This is a genomic window from Micromonospora sp. NPDC050417 (assembly GCF_044458865.1).
Lineage (GTDB): Bacteria > Actinomycetota > Actinomycetes > Mycobacteriales > Micromonosporaceae > Micromonospora_G.
Window position 1 is genome coordinate 159,887 of record NZ_JBITIH010000009.1, and the last position, 17,707, is coordinate 177,593.

The 17,707-nt window shown below is 71.8% G+C and carries 16 protein-coding genes; 4 read left to right on the forward strand and 12 right to left on the reverse strand.

Going from position 1 to position 17,707, the window contains the following annotated elements; all coding sequences use genetic code 11:
• Positions 1 to 33 precede the first annotated feature (33 nt).
• From ACIBF5_RS14270 to rsmA, 4 genes are all read right to left on the reverse strand, one after another.
• The gene (locus ACIBF5_RS14270; protein WP_396811552.1) at positions 34 to 492 is read right to left on the reverse strand and encodes a DUF4383 domain-containing protein; all 459 of its coding nucleotides are present in this window, start codon (positions 490 to 492) and stop codon (positions 34 to 36) included.
• Between the two features lie 140 nt (positions 493 to 632).
• Positions 633 to 2,465, reverse strand: coding sequence for an ABC-F family ATP-binding cassette domain-containing protein (locus tag ACIBF5_RS14275; protein ID WP_396811554.1), 1,833 nt, complete (start codon positions 2,463 to 2,465; stop codon positions 633 to 635).
• 104 nt (positions 2,466 to 2,569) lie between these two features.
• Positions 2,570 to 3,526 (reverse strand): 4-(cytidine 5'-diphospho)-2-C-methyl-D-erythritol kinase, encoded by a 957-nt coding sequence (locus ACIBF5_RS14280; RefSeq protein WP_396811556.1) that lies wholly within the window; start codon positions 3,524 to 3,526, stop codon positions 2,570 to 2,572.
• 86 nt (positions 3,527 to 3,612) lie between these two features.
• A complete protein-coding gene (rsmA, locus tag ACIBF5_RS14285) occupies positions 3,613 to 4,482 on the reverse strand; it encodes a 16S rRNA (adenine(1518)-N(6)/adenine(1519)-N(6))-dimethyltransferase RsmA (protein ID WP_396811558.1) in 870 nt (289 codons plus the stop codon).
• Between the two features lie 197 nt (positions 4,483 to 4,679).
• Here rsmA and ACIBF5_RS14290 point away from each other — a divergent pair, with 197 nt between their 5' ends.
• Positions 4,680 to 5,840 carry an Lrp/AsnC family transcriptional regulator gene (locus tag ACIBF5_RS14290; protein WP_396811560.1) on the forward strand — a complete coding sequence of 387 codons (1,161 nt, stop codon included), beginning with the start codon at positions 4,680 to 4,682 and terminating at the stop codon, positions 5,838 to 5,840.
• Positions 5,841 to 5,948: 108 nt separating this feature from the next.
• On the opposite strand, the gene ACIBF5_RS14295 is transcribed toward ACIBF5_RS14290, so the two are convergent.
• Positions 5,949 to 6,884 carry a TatD family hydrolase gene (locus tag ACIBF5_RS14295; RefSeq protein ID WP_396811562.1) on the reverse strand — a complete coding sequence of 312 codons (936 nt, stop codon included), beginning with the start codon at positions 6,882 to 6,884 and terminating at the stop codon, positions 5,949 to 5,951.
• A 170-nt stretch (positions 6,885 to 7,054) separates the two neighbouring features.
• Here ACIBF5_RS14295 and ACIBF5_RS14300 point away from each other — a divergent pair, with 170 nt between their 5' ends.
• On the forward strand, positions 7,055 to 8,305 hold the full coding sequence (locus ACIBF5_RS14300) for a hypothetical protein (RefSeq protein WP_396811564.1): 1,251 nt from the start codon (positions 7,055 to 7,057) through the stop codon (positions 8,303 to 8,305).
• A gap of 36 nt (positions 8,306 to 8,341) precedes the next feature.
• Here the strand turns inward: ACIBF5_RS14300 and ACIBF5_RS14305 are convergent, their stop codons facing one another.
• The 4 genes from ACIBF5_RS14305 to ACIBF5_RS14320 form a co-directional block, all read right to left on the reverse strand.
• Positions 8,342 to 9,367 (reverse strand): ABC transporter substrate-binding protein, encoded by a 1,026-nt coding sequence (locus tag ACIBF5_RS14305; protein ID WP_396811566.1) that lies wholly within the window; start codon positions 9,365 to 9,367, stop codon positions 8,342 to 8,344.
• 106 nt (positions 9,368 to 9,473) lie between these two features.
• Positions 9,474 to 10,304 carry an ABC transporter ATP-binding protein gene (locus ACIBF5_RS14310; protein ID WP_396811568.1) on the reverse strand — a complete coding sequence of 277 codons (831 nt, stop codon included), beginning with the start codon at positions 10,302 to 10,304 and terminating at the stop codon, positions 9,474 to 9,476.
• Complete coding sequence (locus ACIBF5_RS14315; RefSeq protein ID WP_396811694.1) at positions 10,301 to 11,323, reverse strand: FecCD family ABC transporter permease; 1,023 nt, start codon at positions 11,321 to 11,323, stop codon at positions 10,301 to 10,303. The genes ACIBF5_RS14310 and ACIBF5_RS14315 overlap by 4 nt, the downstream gene beginning before the upstream one ends.
• Before the next feature lie 71 nt (positions 11,324 to 11,394).
• Positions 11,395 to 12,477 carry an iron chelate uptake ABC transporter family permease subunit gene (locus tag ACIBF5_RS14320; protein WP_396811570.1) on the reverse strand — a complete coding sequence of 361 codons (1,083 nt, stop codon included), beginning with the start codon at positions 12,475 to 12,477 and terminating at the stop codon, positions 11,395 to 11,397.
• A gap of 129 nt (positions 12,478 to 12,606) precedes the next feature.
• Between ACIBF5_RS14320 and ACIBF5_RS14325 the strand changes: the two genes are divergently transcribed.
• Entirely contained in the window at positions 12,607 to 12,867 is a 261-nt protein-coding gene (locus tag ACIBF5_RS14325; protein WP_396811571.1) for a hypothetical protein, read from the forward strand.
• Positions 12,868 to 13,200: 333 nt separating this feature from the next.
• Here ACIBF5_RS14325 and metG read toward each other — a convergent pair whose 3' ends face one another.
• A complete protein-coding gene (gene metG / locus ACIBF5_RS14330) occupies positions 13,201 to 15,003 on the reverse strand; it encodes a methionine--tRNA ligase (protein ID WP_396811573.1) in 1,803 nt (600 codons plus the stop codon).
• A 367-nt stretch (positions 15,004 to 15,370) separates the two neighbouring features.
• Positions 15,371 to 15,637 carry a hypothetical protein gene (locus ACIBF5_RS14335; protein ID WP_396811575.1) on the reverse strand — a complete coding sequence of 89 codons (267 nt, stop codon included), beginning with the start codon at positions 15,635 to 15,637 and terminating at the stop codon, positions 15,371 to 15,373.
• 326 nt (positions 15,638 to 15,963) lie between these two features.
• Here ACIBF5_RS14335 and ACIBF5_RS14340 point away from each other — a divergent pair, with 326 nt between their 5' ends.
• Entirely contained in the window at positions 15,964 to 16,701 is a 738-nt protein-coding gene (locus ACIBF5_RS14340) for a hypothetical protein (RefSeq protein ID WP_396811577.1), read from the forward strand.
• A 117-nt stretch (positions 16,702 to 16,818) separates the two neighbouring features.
• Here ACIBF5_RS14340 and rsmI read toward each other — a convergent pair whose 3' ends face one another.
• Positions 16,819 to 17,667: a 16S rRNA (cytidine(1402)-2'-O)-methyltransferase gene (gene rsmI / locus ACIBF5_RS14345; RefSeq protein WP_396811579.1), complete on the reverse strand. Its 849-nt coding sequence runs from the start codon at positions 17,665 to 17,667 to the stop codon at positions 16,819 to 16,821.
• Positions 17,668 to 17,707: the final 40 nt, after the last annotated feature.

A 17,707-nucleotide genomic window follows, 5' to 3' on the forward strand; every position in this document is an offset into this window, starting at 1 on the left:
TCGGTACCGGCCCGTCACCCGGCGCCAGCCCGCTCAGAGCACCAGGCGCCCGTCCCGCCAGGCCCGCGCCTCGTCCTCGGAGCCGACCCGGCCGTACATGCCGGCCATCAGCAGCACCAGGCCGAGGAGCATGGTCACCATGACACCGGCGACCGTGAAGTTGAGGTAGTTGGCGTCGGTCCGGATGACCGCGAGGCCGGCCAGCGACACCAGCATCAGCAGGTAGCCGAACCACTTGTTGACCGTGGCGTCGACGTTACGGCCGATGCCGGTGCCGATCAGGACGAGCGCGCCGAGCACCACGGCGAGCGCCGAGTGGCCGAGGTTGGTCCCCTGGCCGAGCACGGTGGTGGCCTGGTCCTGGACGAACAGTTCGCTGCCGCTGGTCTCGATGAGCCCGAGGACACCGAAGATGACCAGGTAGAGGCCGGTCAGTCCGCCGATCGCGCGGTAGACCGGACGCGCGGGGTGGTTGACGGGGTTGTGGGCCATAGTCGTAACTCTCCAACGCCGTTCCGGTGAGGGTCGTCAACGATTGTCCCGCATGCGGCGGTGTGACGCCGCACACGCCCGGCCGCGAGCCGACCGGACCGGCCAGCGCTGGGTTCCGCTGCCCGGTCCGGAACCGGTTCTCAGGTCCCCGGCACCTGCTCGGCGAGGGCCAGCCAGGTTTCCTCGGTCTGCTCCCGTTCGGCCCGTACCGCGCGCAGTTGGTTGTCCAGTTCGGCGACCTTCGCGTAGTCGGTGGCGTGTTCGGCCATCTGGTCGTGCAGCGCGGACTCCCGCTGATCCAGCTTGGCGATCTGCCGCTCAAGCTTGCTCAGTTCCTTCTTGGCCAGCCGTACCTCCGCGGCGCTGAGCGGGGCGGCGCCGTCGTCCGTCCCACCACGCCCGGTCTCCTGGGGCGAGGGGGCGACCGCCGACGCGCCGGTGGTGGCGGTGCGACCCTGACCGGCACCGGCGCGGGAGAGGTATTCGTCGATGCCGCCGGGCAGGTGGACCAGCCGCCCGTCGCCGAACATGCCGTAGACCACGTCGGTGACCCGTTCGATCAGGTACCGGTCGTGGCTGGCCACGATGACCGTGCCGGGCCAGGAGTCGAGCAGGTCCTCCAACGCGGCCAGGGTGTCGGTGTCCAGGTCGTTGGTGGGTTCGTCGAAGAGGAGCACGTTCGGTTCGGCGGCGAGCAGTCGCAGCATCTGCAACCGGCGGCGTTCACCACCGGAGAGGTCACCGACCGGGGTCCAAAGTCGACGGTCGTCGAAGCCGAACACCTCGGCGAGTTGGGAGGCGGCCAGTTCCCGGTCGCCGAGGACGACGCGGCGGGCCACCTCCTCGACCGCTTCCAGCACCCGCAGTTGGTTGGGAAGCTCGGAGAGTTCCTGGGAGAGGAACGCCGGGCGTACGGTCGAGCCGATGTTGAGCCGTCCCGCCTCGGGTTCGCGTACCCCGGCGAGCAGGCGCAGCAGCGTGGTCTTGCCGGCCCCGTTGGCGCCGACGATGGCGATCCGGTCGCCGGGGCCGACCTGCCAGGTCAGGTCGTCCAGGATCAGCTTCGGGCCCGCCTTGAGGGTGACGTCCTCCAGGTCGTACACCTGCTTGCCGAGCCGTGAGGTGGCCAGCCGTTGCAGCGACATGGTGTCGCGCGGCGGCGGTACGTCGGCGATCAGCGCGTTGGCGGCGTCGATTCGGAACTGGGGCTTGGAGGTCCGCGCCGGCGGTCCCCGGCGCAGCCAGGCGATCTCCTTGCGGAGCAGGTTCTGTCGGCGTGCCTCGGTCGCGGCGGCGACCCGTTCCCGCTCCACCCGGGCGAGCGTCCAGGCGGCGAAGCCGCCCGCGTAGGCCCGTACGGTCTGGTCGCCGACCTCCCAGGTGGTGGTGCAGACGGCGTCGAGGAACCAGCGGTCGTGGGTGACAACGACGAGGGCGCCCCTACGGTTGACCAGGTGCCGGGCGAGCCAGTCGACGCCGGCCACGTCGAGGTGGTTGGTCGGCTCGTCGAGAATGAGCAGGTCGGCGGTGCGGACCAGGAGGGCGGCGAGCGCGACCCGGCGCCGTTCGCCGCCGGACATCGGTCCGACCGGCTGGTCGAGCCCGAGGTACGGCATGCCGAGTCCGTCGAGGATGGCCCGGACTCCGGCGTCGCCGGCCCACTCGTGCTCGGCGCCCATGCTCTGGTCCAGCCAGGCGGTGCCGAGCACCACGTCCCGTACGGTCGCCTCGGCGTCGAGCTTGAGGGTCTGGGGTAGCCAGGCGACCCGCAGGTCGCGACGGTGCGTCACCCGCCCGTTGTCCGGTTCTTCGAGCTTGGTGAGGAGTCGGAGCAGGGTCGACTTGCCGGCCCCGTTGAGCCCGACGACACCGATCCGGTCTGCGTCGTCGAGGCCGAGGGACACGTCGGTGAGCAGTTGCCCGGCCGCGCCATAGCCCTTGGACACCCGGTCCAGGTTGACGATGTTGGCCACGAGCCCACCTTCCATGATCAAAGGCGCCCCGGGTGCCGGTCGACCGGCACGGGAGGACGCCTGGAGTAGTCCAAGCCTACGCGGGTGGCGTACCCGTCGGCCGGTCAGATCACCCGGGCGCCGGGGACGGCACCGGTGGCGGTGCGGGCGGCCCGGCAGACACCGGCGGCTTCCAGTTCGACGGCGATCCGGTTGGCGCTGGGGCCGTCGGCGGCGAGGAAGACGCAGGTGGGGCCGGAGCCGGAGACCATGCCGGCGAGTGCACCGGCGGCCTCGCCGGCCTTCAGGGTGGCGGCCAGGGCGGGTCGCAGTGACAGGGCGGCGGCCTGTAGGTCGTTGCCGAGGTTCGCGGCGAGTACGGCCGGGTCACGTTGGCGCAGCGCGGCGAGCAACCCTTCGGCGGCGGTCAGTGGGGGCGGGGCGGCGCCGTCGGCGCGCAGCCGGTCCAGTTCACGGAAGGCGACCGGGGTGGAGATGCCGCCGTCGGCGACCGCGACCACCCAGTGCCAGGTGGTGGGTCGGGCCAGTACGGGGCTGACCGCCTCGCCGCGTCCGGTGCCGAGCGCGGTGCCGCCGTAGAGCAGGAACGGGACGTCGGAGCCGAGGTCGGCGGCGATCAGGGCGAGTTGGTCGCGGGAGAGGTTGGTGCCCCAGAGGGTGTCGCAGGCGACGAGGGCGGCGGCGGCGTCGGCGCTGCCACCGGCGAGTCCGGCGGCGAGCGGGATCTGCTTGCGCAGGTGTAGCCGGGCGTGCGCGGGTACGCCGACGTGTTCGGCGAGGGCGCGGGCGGCCCGGATGACCAGGTTCTCCTCGTCCAGGGCCAGTTCGCCGGTGCCTTCGCCCTCCATGGTGAGGGTGAGGGTGTCGCCACGTCGGGCGGTCAGCTCGTCGTGCAGCGCGATGGCGTGGTAGATCGTGTTCAGTTCGTGGTAGCCGTCGGGCCGCAGCGGGCCCACTCCGAGATGCAGGTTGATCTTTGCCGGGACGCGTACCTTGACCGGGCCGCTCGCGCCGCGCCGGGCCCGCTCGTCGTCATCGTCCGGCCGCCATGCCTCGGTCATCGGGCACGGCCCGGGACCCGGGACGCCGCCGCTGCGGCGAGGTGGCGTGGGGGCGACACGGGCCTGGTTACGAGCACGGCGACAGCCTACTCGGCAGGGTCCGGAGCGGGCTGGGCCGACGCGGCGATGGCGGCGAACTGCTCCACGGTGAGCGATTCGCCCCGCGCGCCGGGGTCGACACCTGCCGCGTCGAGCAACGTTTCGGCGCGGGCCGCGCCACCGGCCCAGCCGGCGAGCGCGGCGCGCAGGGTCTTGCGACGCTGGGCGAAGGCGGCGTCGACGACGGCGAAGACCTGTCTGCGGGGTACGTCGGCGCGGGGCGGTTCGCGACGGGTGAAGGCGACCAGCCCGGAGTCGACGTTCGGCACCGGCCAGAAGACATTCGGTGGGACCTTGCCGGCGCCGCGCGCGTTGGCGTACCAGGCGAGTTTGACCGACGGGATGCCGTACGTCTTGGAGCCGGGGCCAGCGACGAGCCGGTCGGCGACCTCCTTCTGCACCATGACCAGTCCGGTACGGAGACTGGGCAGTTCGGCTAGGAGGTGCAGCACCACCGGCACGGCCACGTTGTACGGCAGGTTCGCGACCAGCGCGGTCGGTGCCGGTTGACCCAGTTCGGCGGCGGTGATCCGCAACGCGTCGGCGTGGTGCACGGTGAGCCGCCCGGCGGCTTCCGGAGCCCGTTCGGCGACGGTCGCGGGCAGCGCGGCGGCGAGCGTCGGGTCGATCTCCACGACGTGCACGTGCCCGGCCGCGGCGAGCAGCCCGAGGGTGAGTGAGCCCAGCCCGGGGCCGACTTCCAGGGCCACGTCGGCCGGGGCGAGTGCGGCGGCGGCGACGATCCGGCGGACCGTGTTCGGGTCGTGGACGAAGTTCTGGCCCAGTTTCTTGGTCGGCGCGACGCCGAGTCGGGCGGCCAGTTCCCGGATCTCCGCCGGGCCGAGGAGTCCGGTCATGAGGCCAGAGCCTACGGGGCCGGATCCGGCCTGCGGCCGGCACGCCCGGTACGGTGGCGTACAACTCCGCTTTCGCCACTAAATTGGTGAAAACGTGACATGTCACCGTTGCTGACCGGCGATCCGTACTCCACGCTGGTCACCGTGGACCGACCGAACTCGATGACGCCCGCCCCGCGTGGCTCGACGACCGCGACGTGGACTGCCGGGACCCCGTCGACTGTCGCGCCCGCGTGATGGCGACCGGCCCGTACGACCTCGATCCGACCGACCGTCGCATAGTCGCCGCCCTCCAGGCCAACGGCCGGGCGAGTTGGACCGAGATCGCCGCACTGATCGGAACGTCGGTGACCACCGTGGCCCGCCGGGCCCAACAGCTGATCGCCGACGGTCTGGTTCGGGTGGCCGTCGCACCACAACCCGGGGGCGGACCGGCCGACCTGCTGATCGTCCGGGTCCACTGCGTACCGGGCGAGCAGCTCCCGACCGCGCGGGCGTTGGCGGCCCGGCCGGAGGTACGGTTCGTCGCCGTGGTGACCGGGGCGCACGACCTCGTCGCCGAGGTGCTGGTCACCCCCGGGACCAGCATGCACAGTGTGCTCACCGGGGTGCAGCGCATCCCCGGGGTACGCGGCACCGTCGCCGACCTGTTGCTGCACACGTACAAGTCCGACCACGAGTGGAGTCGCCAACTGCTCGACGACGTCACCGCGCCCGCCACTCCACCGGTGCACGACTGTCCACCGGACCATCTGGACAAGGTCGACGAGCGGATCGTACGGGCGCTCCGCGACGACGGGCGGGCGAGCTTCCACGCCGTCGCCCTCGGGTTGGGGATCAGCGAGAGCACCGTACGGCGACGGTTCGAGGCGCTGTACGGCACCGGCTGCGTACAGGTGATCACCCTGGTTCCGGCGGCGGCCCTCGGGTTCAAGGCAGAGCTGCTCTTCTGGCTCTCGGTCGCCCCGTCCCGGTTGGACGCCGTGGCCCGGGAACTCGCCGCGCTGCCGGGTGTGCGCTACGTCGCCGCGACCCTCGGCCAGGAATCGCTGATGTGCGAGGTGATTCTGCCGGCCCACGCCGACGTACTCGACTTCACCACCCGGACACTGGCCCGGATCGACGGCGTACGGTCCTGGGCCGCCGGGGTCGAACTGCTCACCGTCAAGCGCGGCTTTGTCCTCACTCCGTGGGCGGCCCGGCGCTTCGACCACGCCGAGCCCGCACACCCGGCCCCGGACGTCGAGATCGGGCCCAGCGGTAGCGCCACCGCCCTCGACGACGGCACGACCCTCCCCCGGCCCCGGTCGGCCCGTGGCATCCGGCGCGCCGGTCGGGTTCCCGCCCGCCGCCCCTGATCTCCCACCCCCACCCCCACCCGCGCCTCGCCGCCGCCCCGGCGCGGGAGTGAGTGACGTTAGGAAGGGGCCCTTCCTATACCGAAAGCGATAACAAGGGGCCCTTCCTTACCAGGGGCCGAAGACGCGGTCGCCGGTGGCGGAGATGGCGGCGCAGAGCTTCTCCAGGTCCGTACCGGTCGCCTCGGCAAGGGTGCGGACGGTCAGCGGAATCAGGTACGACGCGTTCGGCCGCCCCCGGTACGGCATCGGAGTCAGGTACGGGGCATCGGTCTCCACCAGCATCTGGTCCAGCGGCGTCACCTTCGCCGCAGCACGCAACGCGCCGGCGCTGCCGAAGCTGACCGTACCGGCGAAACTCAGTACATAGCCGCGCCGTACACACTCGACCGCGAACTCCTCGTCGCCGGAGAAGCAGTGCAGCACCACGGTTCGGGGCGCCCCCTCGGAGTCGAGCACCCGCAACACCTCGGCGTGCGCGTCCCGGTCGTGGATGATCAGCGCCTTGTCGTACCGCTTGGCGATGGCGATGTGGGCGCGGAAACTCTCCTCCTGCGCCGCCCGCCCCTCGTCGCCGGTGCGGAAGAAGTCCAACCCGGTCTCGCCGATGCCGCGTACCCGCTCCTGCCCGGCGAGCGCCTCGATCTCCCGCAACGCGCCGTCGAGGTCGTCCAGGCGCGGGGCGTCGTTGGGGTGTAGGGCAACGGCGGCGAGGACGGCCGGATAGCGGCGGGCCGCCTCGGCCCCCCACCGTGACGACGGCACGTCGACACCGACCTGGACCAGCCGGTCGACGCCAGCCACGGCCGCCGCGTCGATCAACGCAAGAACCGGGTCGACGCCGGGATCGGTGGCGACGGACACGCCGGGATCGGTGGCGACGGGCACGCCGGGCACGCCGGCCTCGGTGACGGTGATGTCGAGGTGGGTGTGGCTGTCCAGCACGGGCAGCGGCAACGGCTCGGGCGCGGGCGGAAACTCCCCGGCCCGACGGGCGGCCCGCTGCTGGCGGGATTCGGTCGGCTCACTCATTCCGGTCAGCATCACATACCAGGCTGGCCCTACCGCCGCGTACCCGCTGAGCTGATCGTCTCTCGGCCACCCGGACGGCCCTGTACGCCCTTCGGCTTGACATCGACGCATTTTCGGTCGTTGTCCCTCTCCGTCACCTCTCGTTCACCTGGAGGGCATCGGGCCCTCCTAGCGTCGCGCGCATGAGCGTCACCCCGCAAACACGGGACGTACCAGAAGCGCCGGTCGGGCTGGTGGTGACGTACGCCGGAGCCACCTACCAGGCCGAGGAACTGACCCGGGGCGCCGCCTACGAGTTGTTCAGCGCCAGTGAGGTGGACGGGTTCAGCCGGGACCCCCGCCCGGACGCGCGGCTGCCCTGGCACCGGTTCGTGCACGCGAGCGAGGTCACCGCCGTGTACGGGTCGCGCGCGGCCAGCGACCCGGACCTGGAACCGCCGTTGACCGCACCGCTGAACCGGGCCCGGAGCTGGGACGACGTGCACCAGCTCAGCCAGACCCAGGCGGGCGCGAGCGACCCGATCCTGGCGAGTGTGCGCAACTCGGCGCTGATCCGGCAGGGCACACCGATGGTCAAGGTGCTCTCCGCCCGCCAGTTCGCCGGGCATCTACGCGGCTGGTTGCCGTACGGCTTCTGCTACCGCGAGTACGACGTCGCCCACCTGCGTACCCCGGCCGACCTGGCGCTGCTCCGTACCGATCTGGAGGCCGGACGGGACGGGACGGATGTCGCGTACGTGCTGCGCTGGCGGGCGATCGACCCGCTCGACTACGACGTACCCGGGGGCGACCGGCACTCCGGGTTGGTGGCGATCCCGCCGCACGACCGGGTCGGGCCGCCGGTGCTGGGCACCGGGTTCACCCCGAGCGGGCGCCACCTGATCCCGGAGTTCGTCACCCGGGACATGGCCGACCTGCCGTTGTCGGCGAACGCGGCCCTGGTCGCGTACTCGCCGGCCGGTGACGAGGTGGTGCTCTACACGTACCAGCCGGAGCAGCGGGGCTGGCTGCGGATGGCCGGCCCGCGCTGGCGTCACCTGCTGGCCGCCGCGCCGGGCGTCTCACCGGACCAGGATTACGTGCCGTTCGGCGACACCTCGCGCAGCACCCAGCTCGTCGGCGACTACCAGGGGCAGGAGTACGAGGCGCTTGCCGACCTGCCGGGCGGTTTCCGGGTGTTGGCGATGACCCGGGCGGCTCGCTATCCGGTGGAGGGTGTCCGCCGCCGGGCCCGGTTCGCCAACTGGCGTGGCGTGCTCTGTCTGGTGCTCGGCGAGCAGACGGGCTGGCTGCGACTGCGGCTGTGCCGACCGAACCCGGACAGCATCGCCACCTGCGGCGCCCAGTGTTACGAGCGCGGCGTCTACGAGACGTGGGCGCCCGCCCAGGAGATCACCGACGACCGGCTGATCGACCTGCCGTACGGCCGCTGACCCGACCGTACGGCAGGCATCCCCGCCGTGGGGCGTTCAGCCCAGCGGCTTGGCCTTGTTCAACCAGCCCGCGACCTCGCGGTAGATCGGCGCGGTCGCCGCGTAGCTGTACGGGGCCGCCGGCCGCCACCGGAAGACCTGACCGGCCTTGACCGCGGCGAGGTTGGTCCAGGTGGGAATCTTGTCGGCGGTCTCGGCGACCCCGGTGGCCTCCCGCCCGTCGTAAATGATCATATCGGCGGGGTACCGGCCGACCTGCTCCCAACTGACCTCCTCGAAGTACTCCTCGGGCTTCATCTGCCGCGACGGGGTGACGAAGGTGGCACCGAGCGAGGCGAGGTGCTTCAGGTCGGGGTGCGCGTTCGGGTCGGCGATGTAGAGCTTGTCGGGGTCCCGGGAGATAGCCGCGATCCGCAGGCCCGGCTTGGCCCTGATCGCCGACTTCACCTCGTCGACGGCGGCGTCGTAGTCGGACCGGGCCGCCTTCACCGGGGCGGCGTCCGGGTCGGCGCCGAGCTGGCCGGCGAGCGTCATGAAGTTGTCGATGATCGTGGGCAGGTCGAGACCGGGCATCTTCATCCCGATCGAGGGCGCCAGCGCGTACACCTTGTCGGCGCTGCTCTCCGGCACGTACCAGAGGCTCTTGTCGTCGAAGGAGAGGTCGACCAGGAGTTCGGGGCGCAGCGCGGCGTACCGCTCCAGGTTGAACTCGCCGTAGGTCTTGCCGACCACCTCGACCTTGGTCACGTCGATGTTGCCGGCCTGGTAGTTGAGCTTGCCGTCGGTGGTGCCCAGTTCCCCGTACACCCCGGCGACCTGGAAGCCGGCGTCCCAGAGCGCGGCGGCGGCGCTGCTCTGCGCGACCACCCGGGTCGGCCGGGCGGCCAGTTCGACGGTCTTGCCCCGGCCGTCGGTGTAGCGGAACGACTGCCCCGCACCGGAGCGGCCGTCGCCGTCGGTGGAGGTGGAGCCGGAGTCGCCGCAGGCGGCCAGGCCGAGCAGTACGCCGGTGGCGCCGACGCCCTGTAGGAATCCGCGACGGGTCAGGAGGTGCGAGGACATGGTTCTCCAGTCGTTGGTCTGTGCGGGTATCGGTGGTGCAGCGGTTGTCCGGGGGTGCAGCGGGTGTCGGGGGGTGCGTGGTGAGTCCCTCCGGATCAGCCGCACTTCAGCGGGTCGGGGTGAGCACGCGCCGCGCCTTCGGGATGATCAGCGGGGTGCCCGACTCGGGGTCGGTGATCACCCGGCAGGGCAGGCCGAAGACCTGCTCGACCAGGTCGGCGTCGACGATGTCGGCCGGCGTCCCCTGGGCCACCACCGTGCCGTCGCGCATGGCAATCAGATGGGTGGCGTACCGGCAGGCGTGGTTCAGGTCGTGCAGGACCGCGACCAGGGTGTGGCCCTGCTCCTCCCGGAGCCGGGCGACCAGGTCCAGCACCTCGATCTGGTGCGCGATGTCGAGGAAGGTGGTCGGCTCGTCGAGCAGCAGGATCGGGGTCTGCTGGGCGAGCGCCATGGCCAGCCACACCCGTTGCCGCTGCCCGCCGGAGAGTTCGTCGACGTACCGCCCGGCCAACTCGGTGACGTTGGTCGCGGCCATCGCCTGCGTCACCGCCGTCTCGTCCCCCGGCGACCACTGGCGCAGCAGCCCCTGGTGCGGGTAGCGGCCCCGGGCGACCAGGTCCTGCACGGTGATGCCGTCCGGCGCGATCGCCGTCTGCGGCAGCAGCCCGAGTTGGCGGGCCACCTCCTTGGCCCGCAGTCCGTGGATCGACCGGCCGTCCAGGTGCACCGTCCCGTGCCGGGGTACGAGCAACCGGGCCAACGCCCGCAGCAGAGTGGACTTGCCGCACCCGTTCGGTCCGACCAGGACAGTGAAGGAGTGGTCCGGGATCCTCACGCTCAACGCCTCGGCGACGACCCGGTGGTCGTACGCGAGGGTGGCGTCGGCACAGCTCAGCCGTGCCGGGTTCGGCTCCGTCCGGTCCGCCGAAGTCATCCGAGTCCTTTCCGCCATTGCCCGGCGAGCAGCCAGGCGAGATAGAGCCCGCCGATGCCCGCGGTCAGCACCCCGACCGGCAGGCTGACGGGGTGGAACAGACGCTGTGCGGCAAGGTCGCTGCCGACCAGCAGGGCCGCGCCCACGAACGCGGACGGGAGGATGTTCGGGCCGCCGCCGCGGGTGAGTCGGCGGGCCACCTGCGGGGCGGTGAGGGAGATGAACGCGATCGGTCCGGCGGCTGCGGTCGCGGTGGCGGTCAGGCCCACCCCGATCAGCATCACGCCGAGCCGGGTCCGTTCGACCGGTACGCCGAGCGCTCGTGCCGGCTCGTCGCCGAGTTCGAGCATCCGCAGGTCGCGGCCGAGCAGCACGGCCACGGGCAGGAGTACGACAAGGACGAGCGCGAGCGGCCGTACCTGCTCCCAGCCCCGACCGTCGAGGCTGCCGGTGAGCCAGAGCACCCCCTGGCGGGCGTCGGTGAACTCGGCCCGCGTGATCAGGTACGCGTTGACCGCGTCGAGCAGCGCGCCGATGGCGATGCCGATCAGGATGAGCCGGAACCCGGATCCGCCCCGTTTGCCGGCGAGCAGGTAGACCAGCATCGCGGTGACGACCCCGCCGGTCACCGCACCGAGCGCGGTGCCCGTACCGCCACCGCCGAGTAGCAGGATCACCACGAGCGCGCCGGTGGCGGCGCCGGTGTCGAACCCGACGACGTCGGGGCTGCCGAGCGGGTTGCGCGACAAACTCTGGAAGAGCGCGCCGCCGACGCCGAGCGCCGCCCCGACGAGTACAGCGGTGAGCAGGCGGGGCAACCGGAGTTCGCGGACGATGAAGTCGGTGGCCGGGGTGCCCTGGCCGAGCAGGGTACGGACCACCTCCGCGACCGGGATCGGGTAGTCCCCGATGCCGAGGCTGAAGACCGCGACCACGACGATCACCGCGGCGAGCGTGGCGCAGACGACGCTGGCCCGGCGGTCGACCCGGAGTGTGATCCGCCCGCCCAGGGCGTGTATCCGGCGGACCGGCGGCGCGGCGGGCGGCGCCACGGTGGTGACGCCCGGCCCCCCGGAGGTCGGCGGGGCGGTCACGGTTGGGCCACCCGGGTCCGGCGAATCAACGCGACCAGTACCGGGGCACCGACGAACGCGGTGACGATGCCGACCTCGATCTCACCGGGTCGGGCGATCACCCGACCGATGATGTCGGCGCCGAGCAGCAGGATCGGTGCGAGCACCATCGAGTAGGGCAGGATCCAGCGTTGGTCCGGGCCGACGAGGGCTCGGGCGATGTGTGGGATGGTCAGCCCGACGAAGGCGATCGGTCCGAGCGCGGCGGTCGCCGCGCCGCAGAGCAGGGTCACCGCGAGGACAGCGATTCCCCGGGTACGGCCGAGATGCGCGCCGAGGGCACGACCGCTCTCCTCGCCGAGGGCGAGTGCGTTGAGGGGGCGTGCCAGCGCGAGCGCGCAGACCGCGCCGGCGAGGAGGAACGGGCCGACCGCGGTGAGTACCGAGAGGTCCCGGCCGGTCAGGCTGCCGACCGACCAGAACCGGTATCCGTTGAAGGCGTTCGGGTCGAGCAGCACCAGCCCGGAGATGTATCCGGTCAGCGCGGCGGTGACCGCCGTACCGGCGAGGGTGAGCCGGACCGCCGTGGCGGCGCTACGGCCCCGGGAGCCGAGCAGGTAGACGACGGTGGCGGCGAACGCGGCACCGATCAGGGCGAACCAGACGTACCCGAGCGGGCTGGTGACGCCGAGCAGGGCGATCGCGGTGACCACCGCGGCGGCAGCGCCCGCGTTGACCCCGAGCAGCCCGGGATCGGCGAGCGGGTTGCGGGTGAGGGCCTGCATCAGCGCGCCGGCCAGGCCGAGCGCCGCTCCGACGGCGAGGCCGAGCAGCGTACGGGGAATCCGCAGGCCGCGGACGATGTCGCCGTCGGCAGAGCCGGTGCGGTGCAGCAGTTCGTGTACGACGATGCCGGGCGCGAGCGGCTTGGCGCCGACGGCGAGGCTGAGCAGTGCCACCACGGCGACCACCGCGATCGCGAGCACCAGCCCGGCGAGTCGCCGTCCGACCGCCGGGCGGCGTGGCGACGACGGATGCGGGGGCGACGCGGACGGCGGCGGGGTTGTCGTCGCGCGGGTGTGGCGAACGTCGGTGGACACGGAGTTAGGCTAGCCTGACCTAACCTGCGATGGGCAATACCCCCTTCCCACGCAAAGCTGTGGCCTGCATCTCCTTGGTACCGTCGGCCCGCCAGACGTTCGGCGACCGGCGATGGGGAGAGTGCGGAGATGACATCGGTGGGAGAGGTCAAGGCCGGCTTGACCCGGTTCAACGACGAGACGACCCGTCAGGCGGCAACCATCCGTTCCCTCGCGGAATCGATGGACCGGACCTCGGCGATGCTGCGCGGCCTCACCAGCGGCGCGAGCGCCGCCCAGGTCGCCGAGGCGCTGGTCCGACTCGAACAGGCGAAACAGCGACTACACGAGGCGGCGACCCTCGCCCATGCGGCGGTCGAGGCGACCGACAGCTACGCCGCCGGCTTCTGACCCCGGACCGGTCAACCGTCGAGAACGGATGATCGGGAGGTTCGCTACTCATTCAACTCGCTGCTCATTCAAGATGTGGGCAGGGCCGGACAGAGCGAATCCTCTGTGGCATCGGTACCCGGATGCCGCTGGCCCTGACCGCACTGGTCGGCGCCGTGGCACTGGCGCCGACGGCCGCGAGCGCCGGTACGACCGGCACGCCGCGCTGCTGTCGACGGCCCGGCGACGCCCGACAGTCGTCGACCGTCGGGCGTCGGGCGTCGGGCGTCGGGCGTCGGGCGTCGGGCGTCGGGCGTCGGGCGTCGGGCAGATAGTCCAGCCCGCGTCCCGTGCTCAGTTACCGAGCCGGGCCAACTCCTCGTCCACGATGGACGGATCGAGCTTGCGGAAGACCGGCTTCGGCGGGGCCAACGGCCGGCCAGCCTCGATCGGCGTCGACTCCCACCGGGCGCCGACCGTGTAGTCACCGGTCAGCACCGGGTACGACGGACCGCCGTCCAGGTCCTCGACCTGGACGATCGAGGGCATCGGCGCGTGTACGCCGGTGCCGCCGAGCAGTTCGTGCACCTGCTGCGCGGAGTGCGGCAGGAAGGGCGTGAGCAGGGTGTTGGCGTCACTGACCACCTGGAGGGCGACGTGCAGGATCGTACCCATCCGGGCTTTCTGATCCTCGCCCTTGAGCTTCCACGGCGCCTGGTCGGAGAGGTACCTGTTGGCCTCGGCGACCACCCGCATCGCCTCGCCGATCGCCGCCTTCTGCCGGTGCCGTTCGATCAGGTTGCCGACCGTGGCGAATCCGTCGCGGGCGACCGCGAGCAGCGCCTCGTCCGCCTCGGTGAGCCCGGCCGGGTCGACCGGTGGAATCGCGCCGAAGTTCTTCGCCGCCATCGAGATCGACCGGTTGACCAGGTTGCCCCAGCCGGCGACGAGTTCGTCGTTGTTCCGCCGGAGGAACTCCGACCAGGTGAAGTCGGTGTCGTTGCTCTCCGGGCCGGCGACGGCGATGAAGTAGCGCAGCGCGTCGGCGTCGTAGCGGTCGAGGAAGTCACGGACGTAGATGACCACCTGGCGGGAGGAGGAGAACTTGCGTCCCTCCATCGTCAGGAACTCGCTGGAGACGACCTCGGTGGGAAGGTTCAGCCGACCCAACTCGCCCGGGGTGCCGTCCCGGTCGCCCTCACCGGAGTAGCCGAGCAGCAACGCCGGCCAGATCACCGAGTGGAAGACGATGTTGTCCTTGCCCATGAAGTAGTAGCCGGTGGCGTCCTTGCCCTCGCCGTCCGCCGCCCACCAGCGCCGCCACGCCTCCGGGTCGCCGGAGCGGCGGGCCCACTCGATCGAGGCGGAGAGGTAGCCGATGACCGCGTCGAACCAGACGTAGATCCGCTTGTCGTTGCGGTCGCGCCAGCCGTCGAGCGGGATCGGCACGCCCCACTCCAGGTCACGGGTGATCGCCCGGGGCTGGAGGTCGCCCAGCAGGTTCTTCGAGAACCGCAGTACGTTGGTCCGCCACCCCTCCCGGGTGTCCAGCCAACGGCCGAGTGATTCGGCGAAGCCGGGCAGGTCGAGGAAGAAGTGTTCGGTCTCCACGAACTCCGGGGTCTCGCCGTTGATCTTCGAGCGAGGGTTGACCAGGTCGATCGGGTCGAGCTGGTTGCCGCAGTTGTCGCACTGGTCGCCCCGGGCGCTGTCGTACCCGCAGATCGGGCAGGTGCCCTCGATGTAGCGGTCGGGCAGCGTACGGCCGGTCGACGGGGAGATCGCCCCCATGGTCACCTTCGGCACGATGTAGCCGTTGCGGTGCAGCCCCTCGAACAGTTGCTGCACCACGGCGTAGTGGTTGCCGGTGGTGGTCCGGGTGAACAGGTCGTACGAGAGACCGAGACCGTGCAGGTCCTCGACGATCACCCGGTTGTAGCGGTCGGCCAGCTCGCGCGGGCTGACCCCCTCCTTGTCGGCCTGCACCTGGATCGGGGTGCCGTGCTCGTCCGTGCCGGAGACCATGAGTACGTCGTGGCCCGCCATCCGCATGTACCGGCTGAAAACGTCGGAGGGGACGCCGAAGCCGGAGACGTGGCCGATATGGCGCGGGCCATTGGCGTACGGCCAGGCGACCGCCGCGAGAACGTGACTCATGAACAGCAAGCCTAGTGACCGCCGCTGGGAGATCGCGAACCAATAGGCCCGTTCCGGCTCCGTACGCCCGAGCCCGGCCATCCGGACGTGACTTTGGCCATCCGAAGGTGAGCTGGGACATCCCGTCCGGACCCCAGTCGGATTTCTGCGCCCGATTTGTCGGCGACACGCACCCCAAGCTGCCCCTTTGAGCCAACAGTGCATTGTCCAATACTTTCTGTGACCGGTAGAGCGAACGGGCAACAGCCGGGGGATGCCGATCCCGGCCGGGCCGACGACGGCGATTCGCCAACCTCCGTACCCGAGGCCAGCGGCAACGGGCCAGCCGACGACCCACCAGCGCCTCCGCCACCCACGGCCGTGCCGCCTACACCCGCTTCGCCCACGCCCACGCCTGGGCCTGGGCCGCACGCGCCAGCGTCCAGCCCGCCCTCGCCGCCGGTGTCCAGCCTTCCCCCGACGCCCAGCACGCCCGCACCACCGGCATCCACCGCGCCCACACCACCGACGCCCAGTTCGCCCGCTCCCGCCGCTGTGACACCCGCCGCGCCGGACGCGCGGGCAGCCGGTCCACGGGTGCCGTCCCGGCCCGCCGACGTACCGGCGGCGACACCGGACGCGCGGCCGGACCCATGGGCGCCACTCCCTGCGGCGACACCGCTGGGAACACCGGCGGTCCCCGCCGCCCGACCGGCGCCCACCCAGTTACCTCCCACCCCACCCGGTACGCCGACGCAACCCGGCCCAGCGCGCACTCCGACACAACCCGGCCCCGCTCGGGCCGAAACGAGTGCACCTGAGGTCGTACCCCCGGCGCAGCCGCCGCCCGGCCCGGGCGCGAACCCGGCGGCTGGGCCGGGCGCCGCGACCGGGGCGGCCGGATCACCCTGGCTCGCCGCGCCGGTCTCCGCCGCGATCGAACCGACCACAGGCGCACCGCGCAGTTCGCTCCCCGACCGGGTGCCCCGGATCAACGAGGCCGGGACGCGCACGGTGCCGTCGGCGGACGGCACAGCGAGCCCGGCGACGGTTCCGGGGCAGGCCCCGACGGCCGAGGACGAAGAGGACTTCTGGCTTCCGATCGAGCAGGTCAACTGGGATGGCACGCCGGCCCGGCCGGACCCCGACGAGCGACCCCGACGGCTCTGGTCGTTCCCGACCGGGCGGGTGCCGGCGGGGGCACCCCCGCGGCTGCCGAAGCCACCCCGCCGACCCGCCTCGGGCCTGGCCGGACTGGTCCTGCTGGCACTGCTGGCCAGCTTCTTCGCCTGGGTGAGTGTGGAGCCGCTCTGGCTCGCCTTCGGGCACGGCGACCTCGGCACCGCCACGGTGATCGACTGCACCGGTGAGGGGATCAACCAACGCTGCCGGGGCGAGTTCGTCTCGGCGGACGGGAAGTTCAGTGCCGAGGGAATCCGGCTGGCCGGCGTACCCGCCGAGGACGAACTCGAAAGCTGGCAGCTCACCGCCCGGATGATCGACGCCGACAGCAGCACCGCGTACGTCGGCACCGGCACCGGCTCGCTGCACCTACGCTGGGTCCTCGGGCTGGGCCTGGTGGTCCTCTGCGGCGTCGGCATCGTCTGGGCGACCGGTGCCGTACGGCTGCCGAACCGTTCCGCCCGGCGGGGTGCCGTACTGATCGGGCTCGCCGGCCCGCTGGCGATCACCGCAGGCTTCCTCGCCGCCACCTTCTGACCGCACCCGCACCCGCACCCGCATTCGCATTCGCGCCCGCATTCGGCGCACCCGCTCCTGCTGCGGCGTTAGGAAGGGCCCCTTCCTATACAGAAAGCGATAACAAGGGGCCCTTCCTTACCCCTGGGCGGTGTGGACGACGGTGTAGACGTCGCGGCGGCGGAGGGCGTATGCGGTGGCGACCTCGGTGATGGCGTCGCGGCGGGTGATGCCAGCGGCTTCACGGGCGGCGACCGCGGCGCGGAGTTCGTCGTCGGTGGGGCGGGCGGCGGGGGTGGCGGTGGCGCCGGCGATCACGAGGGTGATCTCGCCGCGCGGTTCACCCTCGGTGGCCCAGGTGGCGAGTTCGCCGAGGGGGCGGCGGAGGATTTCCTCGTACGTCTTCGTCAGCTCGCGGCAGACGGCGGCGGGCCGGTCGGCGCCGAAGGTTTCGGCGAGGTCGGTCAGGGTGCCGGCGACCCGGTGGGGTGCCTCGAAGAACACGAGGGTGCGTTCCTCGGTGGCGAGGGCCCGAAGCCGGGTACGGCGGGCGCCGCCGGTGCGGGGCAGGAAGCCTTCGAAGCAGAACCGGTCGACGGGGAGTCCGGAGAGGGCGAGTGCGGTGGTGACGGCGCTCGGGCCGGGGGCTGCGGTGACCGGCGCTCCGGCGTCGACCACGGCCTTGACCAGGCGGTATCCGGGGTCGGAGACGCTGGGCATGCCGCCGTCGGTGACGAGCGCGACCAGTTCTCCGGCGAGTACGGCCTCGACCAGCCCGGGGGTGCGCCGTTCTTCGTTGCCCTCGAAGTAGGAGATGATCCGGCCGCTGATGGTGATCTCCAGATCGCGGGCGAGTCGGGTGAGTCGGCGGGTGTCCTCGGCGGCGACCACGTCGGCGGCGGCGAGTGTCTCCCGGAGTCGGGTGGAGGCGTCGCCGGGGTTGCCGAGCGGCGCTCCGAGTATGACAAGTCGCCCAGAACCCGACATATCTACCACCAGAAACGTCCCCTCATCGACACCTATGAAA

What these genes read in the sequence shown, in the direction of transcription:
- ACIBF5_RS14270 (WP_396811552.1), bottom strand. Translation starts at nt 492, where the DNA reads ATGGCCCACAACCCCGTCAACCACCCCGCGCGTCCGGTCTACCGCGCG.
- ACIBF5_RS14280 (WP_396811556.1), bottom strand. Translation starts at nt 3,526, where the DNA reads ATGACCGAGGCATGGCGGCCGGACGATGACGACGAGCGGGCCCGGCGC.
- rsmA (WP_396811558.1), bottom strand. Translation starts at nt 4,482, where the DNA reads ATGACCGGACTCCTCGGCCCGGCGGAGATCCGGGAACTGGCCGCCCGA.
- ACIBF5_RS14295 (WP_396811562.1), bottom strand. Translation starts at nt 6,884, where the DNA reads ATGCTGACCGGAATGAGTGAGCCGACCGAATCCCGCCAGCAGCGGGCC.
- ACIBF5_RS14300 (WP_396811564.1), top strand. Translation starts at nt 7,055, where the DNA reads ATGAGCGTCACCCCGCAAACACGGGACGTACCAGAAGCGCCGGTCGGG.
- ACIBF5_RS14305 (WP_396811566.1), bottom strand. Translation starts at nt 9,367, where the DNA reads ATGTCCTCGCACCTCCTGACCCGTCGCGGATTCCTACAGGGCGTCGGC.
- ACIBF5_RS14310 (WP_396811568.1), bottom strand. Translation starts at nt 10,304, where the DNA reads ATGACTTCGGCGGACCGGACGGAGCCGAACCCGGCACGGCTGAGCTGT.
- ACIBF5_RS14325 (WP_396811571.1), top strand. Translation starts at nt 12,607, where the DNA reads ATGACATCGGTGGGAGAGGTCAAGGCCGGCTTGACCCGGTTCAACGAC.
- metG (WP_396811573.1), bottom strand. Translation starts at nt 15,003, where the DNA reads ATGAGTCACGTTCTCGCGGCGGTCGCCTGGCCGTACGCCAATGGCCCG.
- ACIBF5_RS14335 (WP_396811575.1), bottom strand. Translation starts at nt 15,637, where the DNA reads ATGGGTCCGGCCGCGCGTCCGGTGTCGCCGCCGGTACGTCGGCGGGCC.
- rsmI (WP_396811579.1), bottom strand. Translation starts at nt 17,667, where the DNA reads ATGTCGGGTTCTGGGCGACTTGTCATACTCGGAGCGCCGCTCGGCAAC.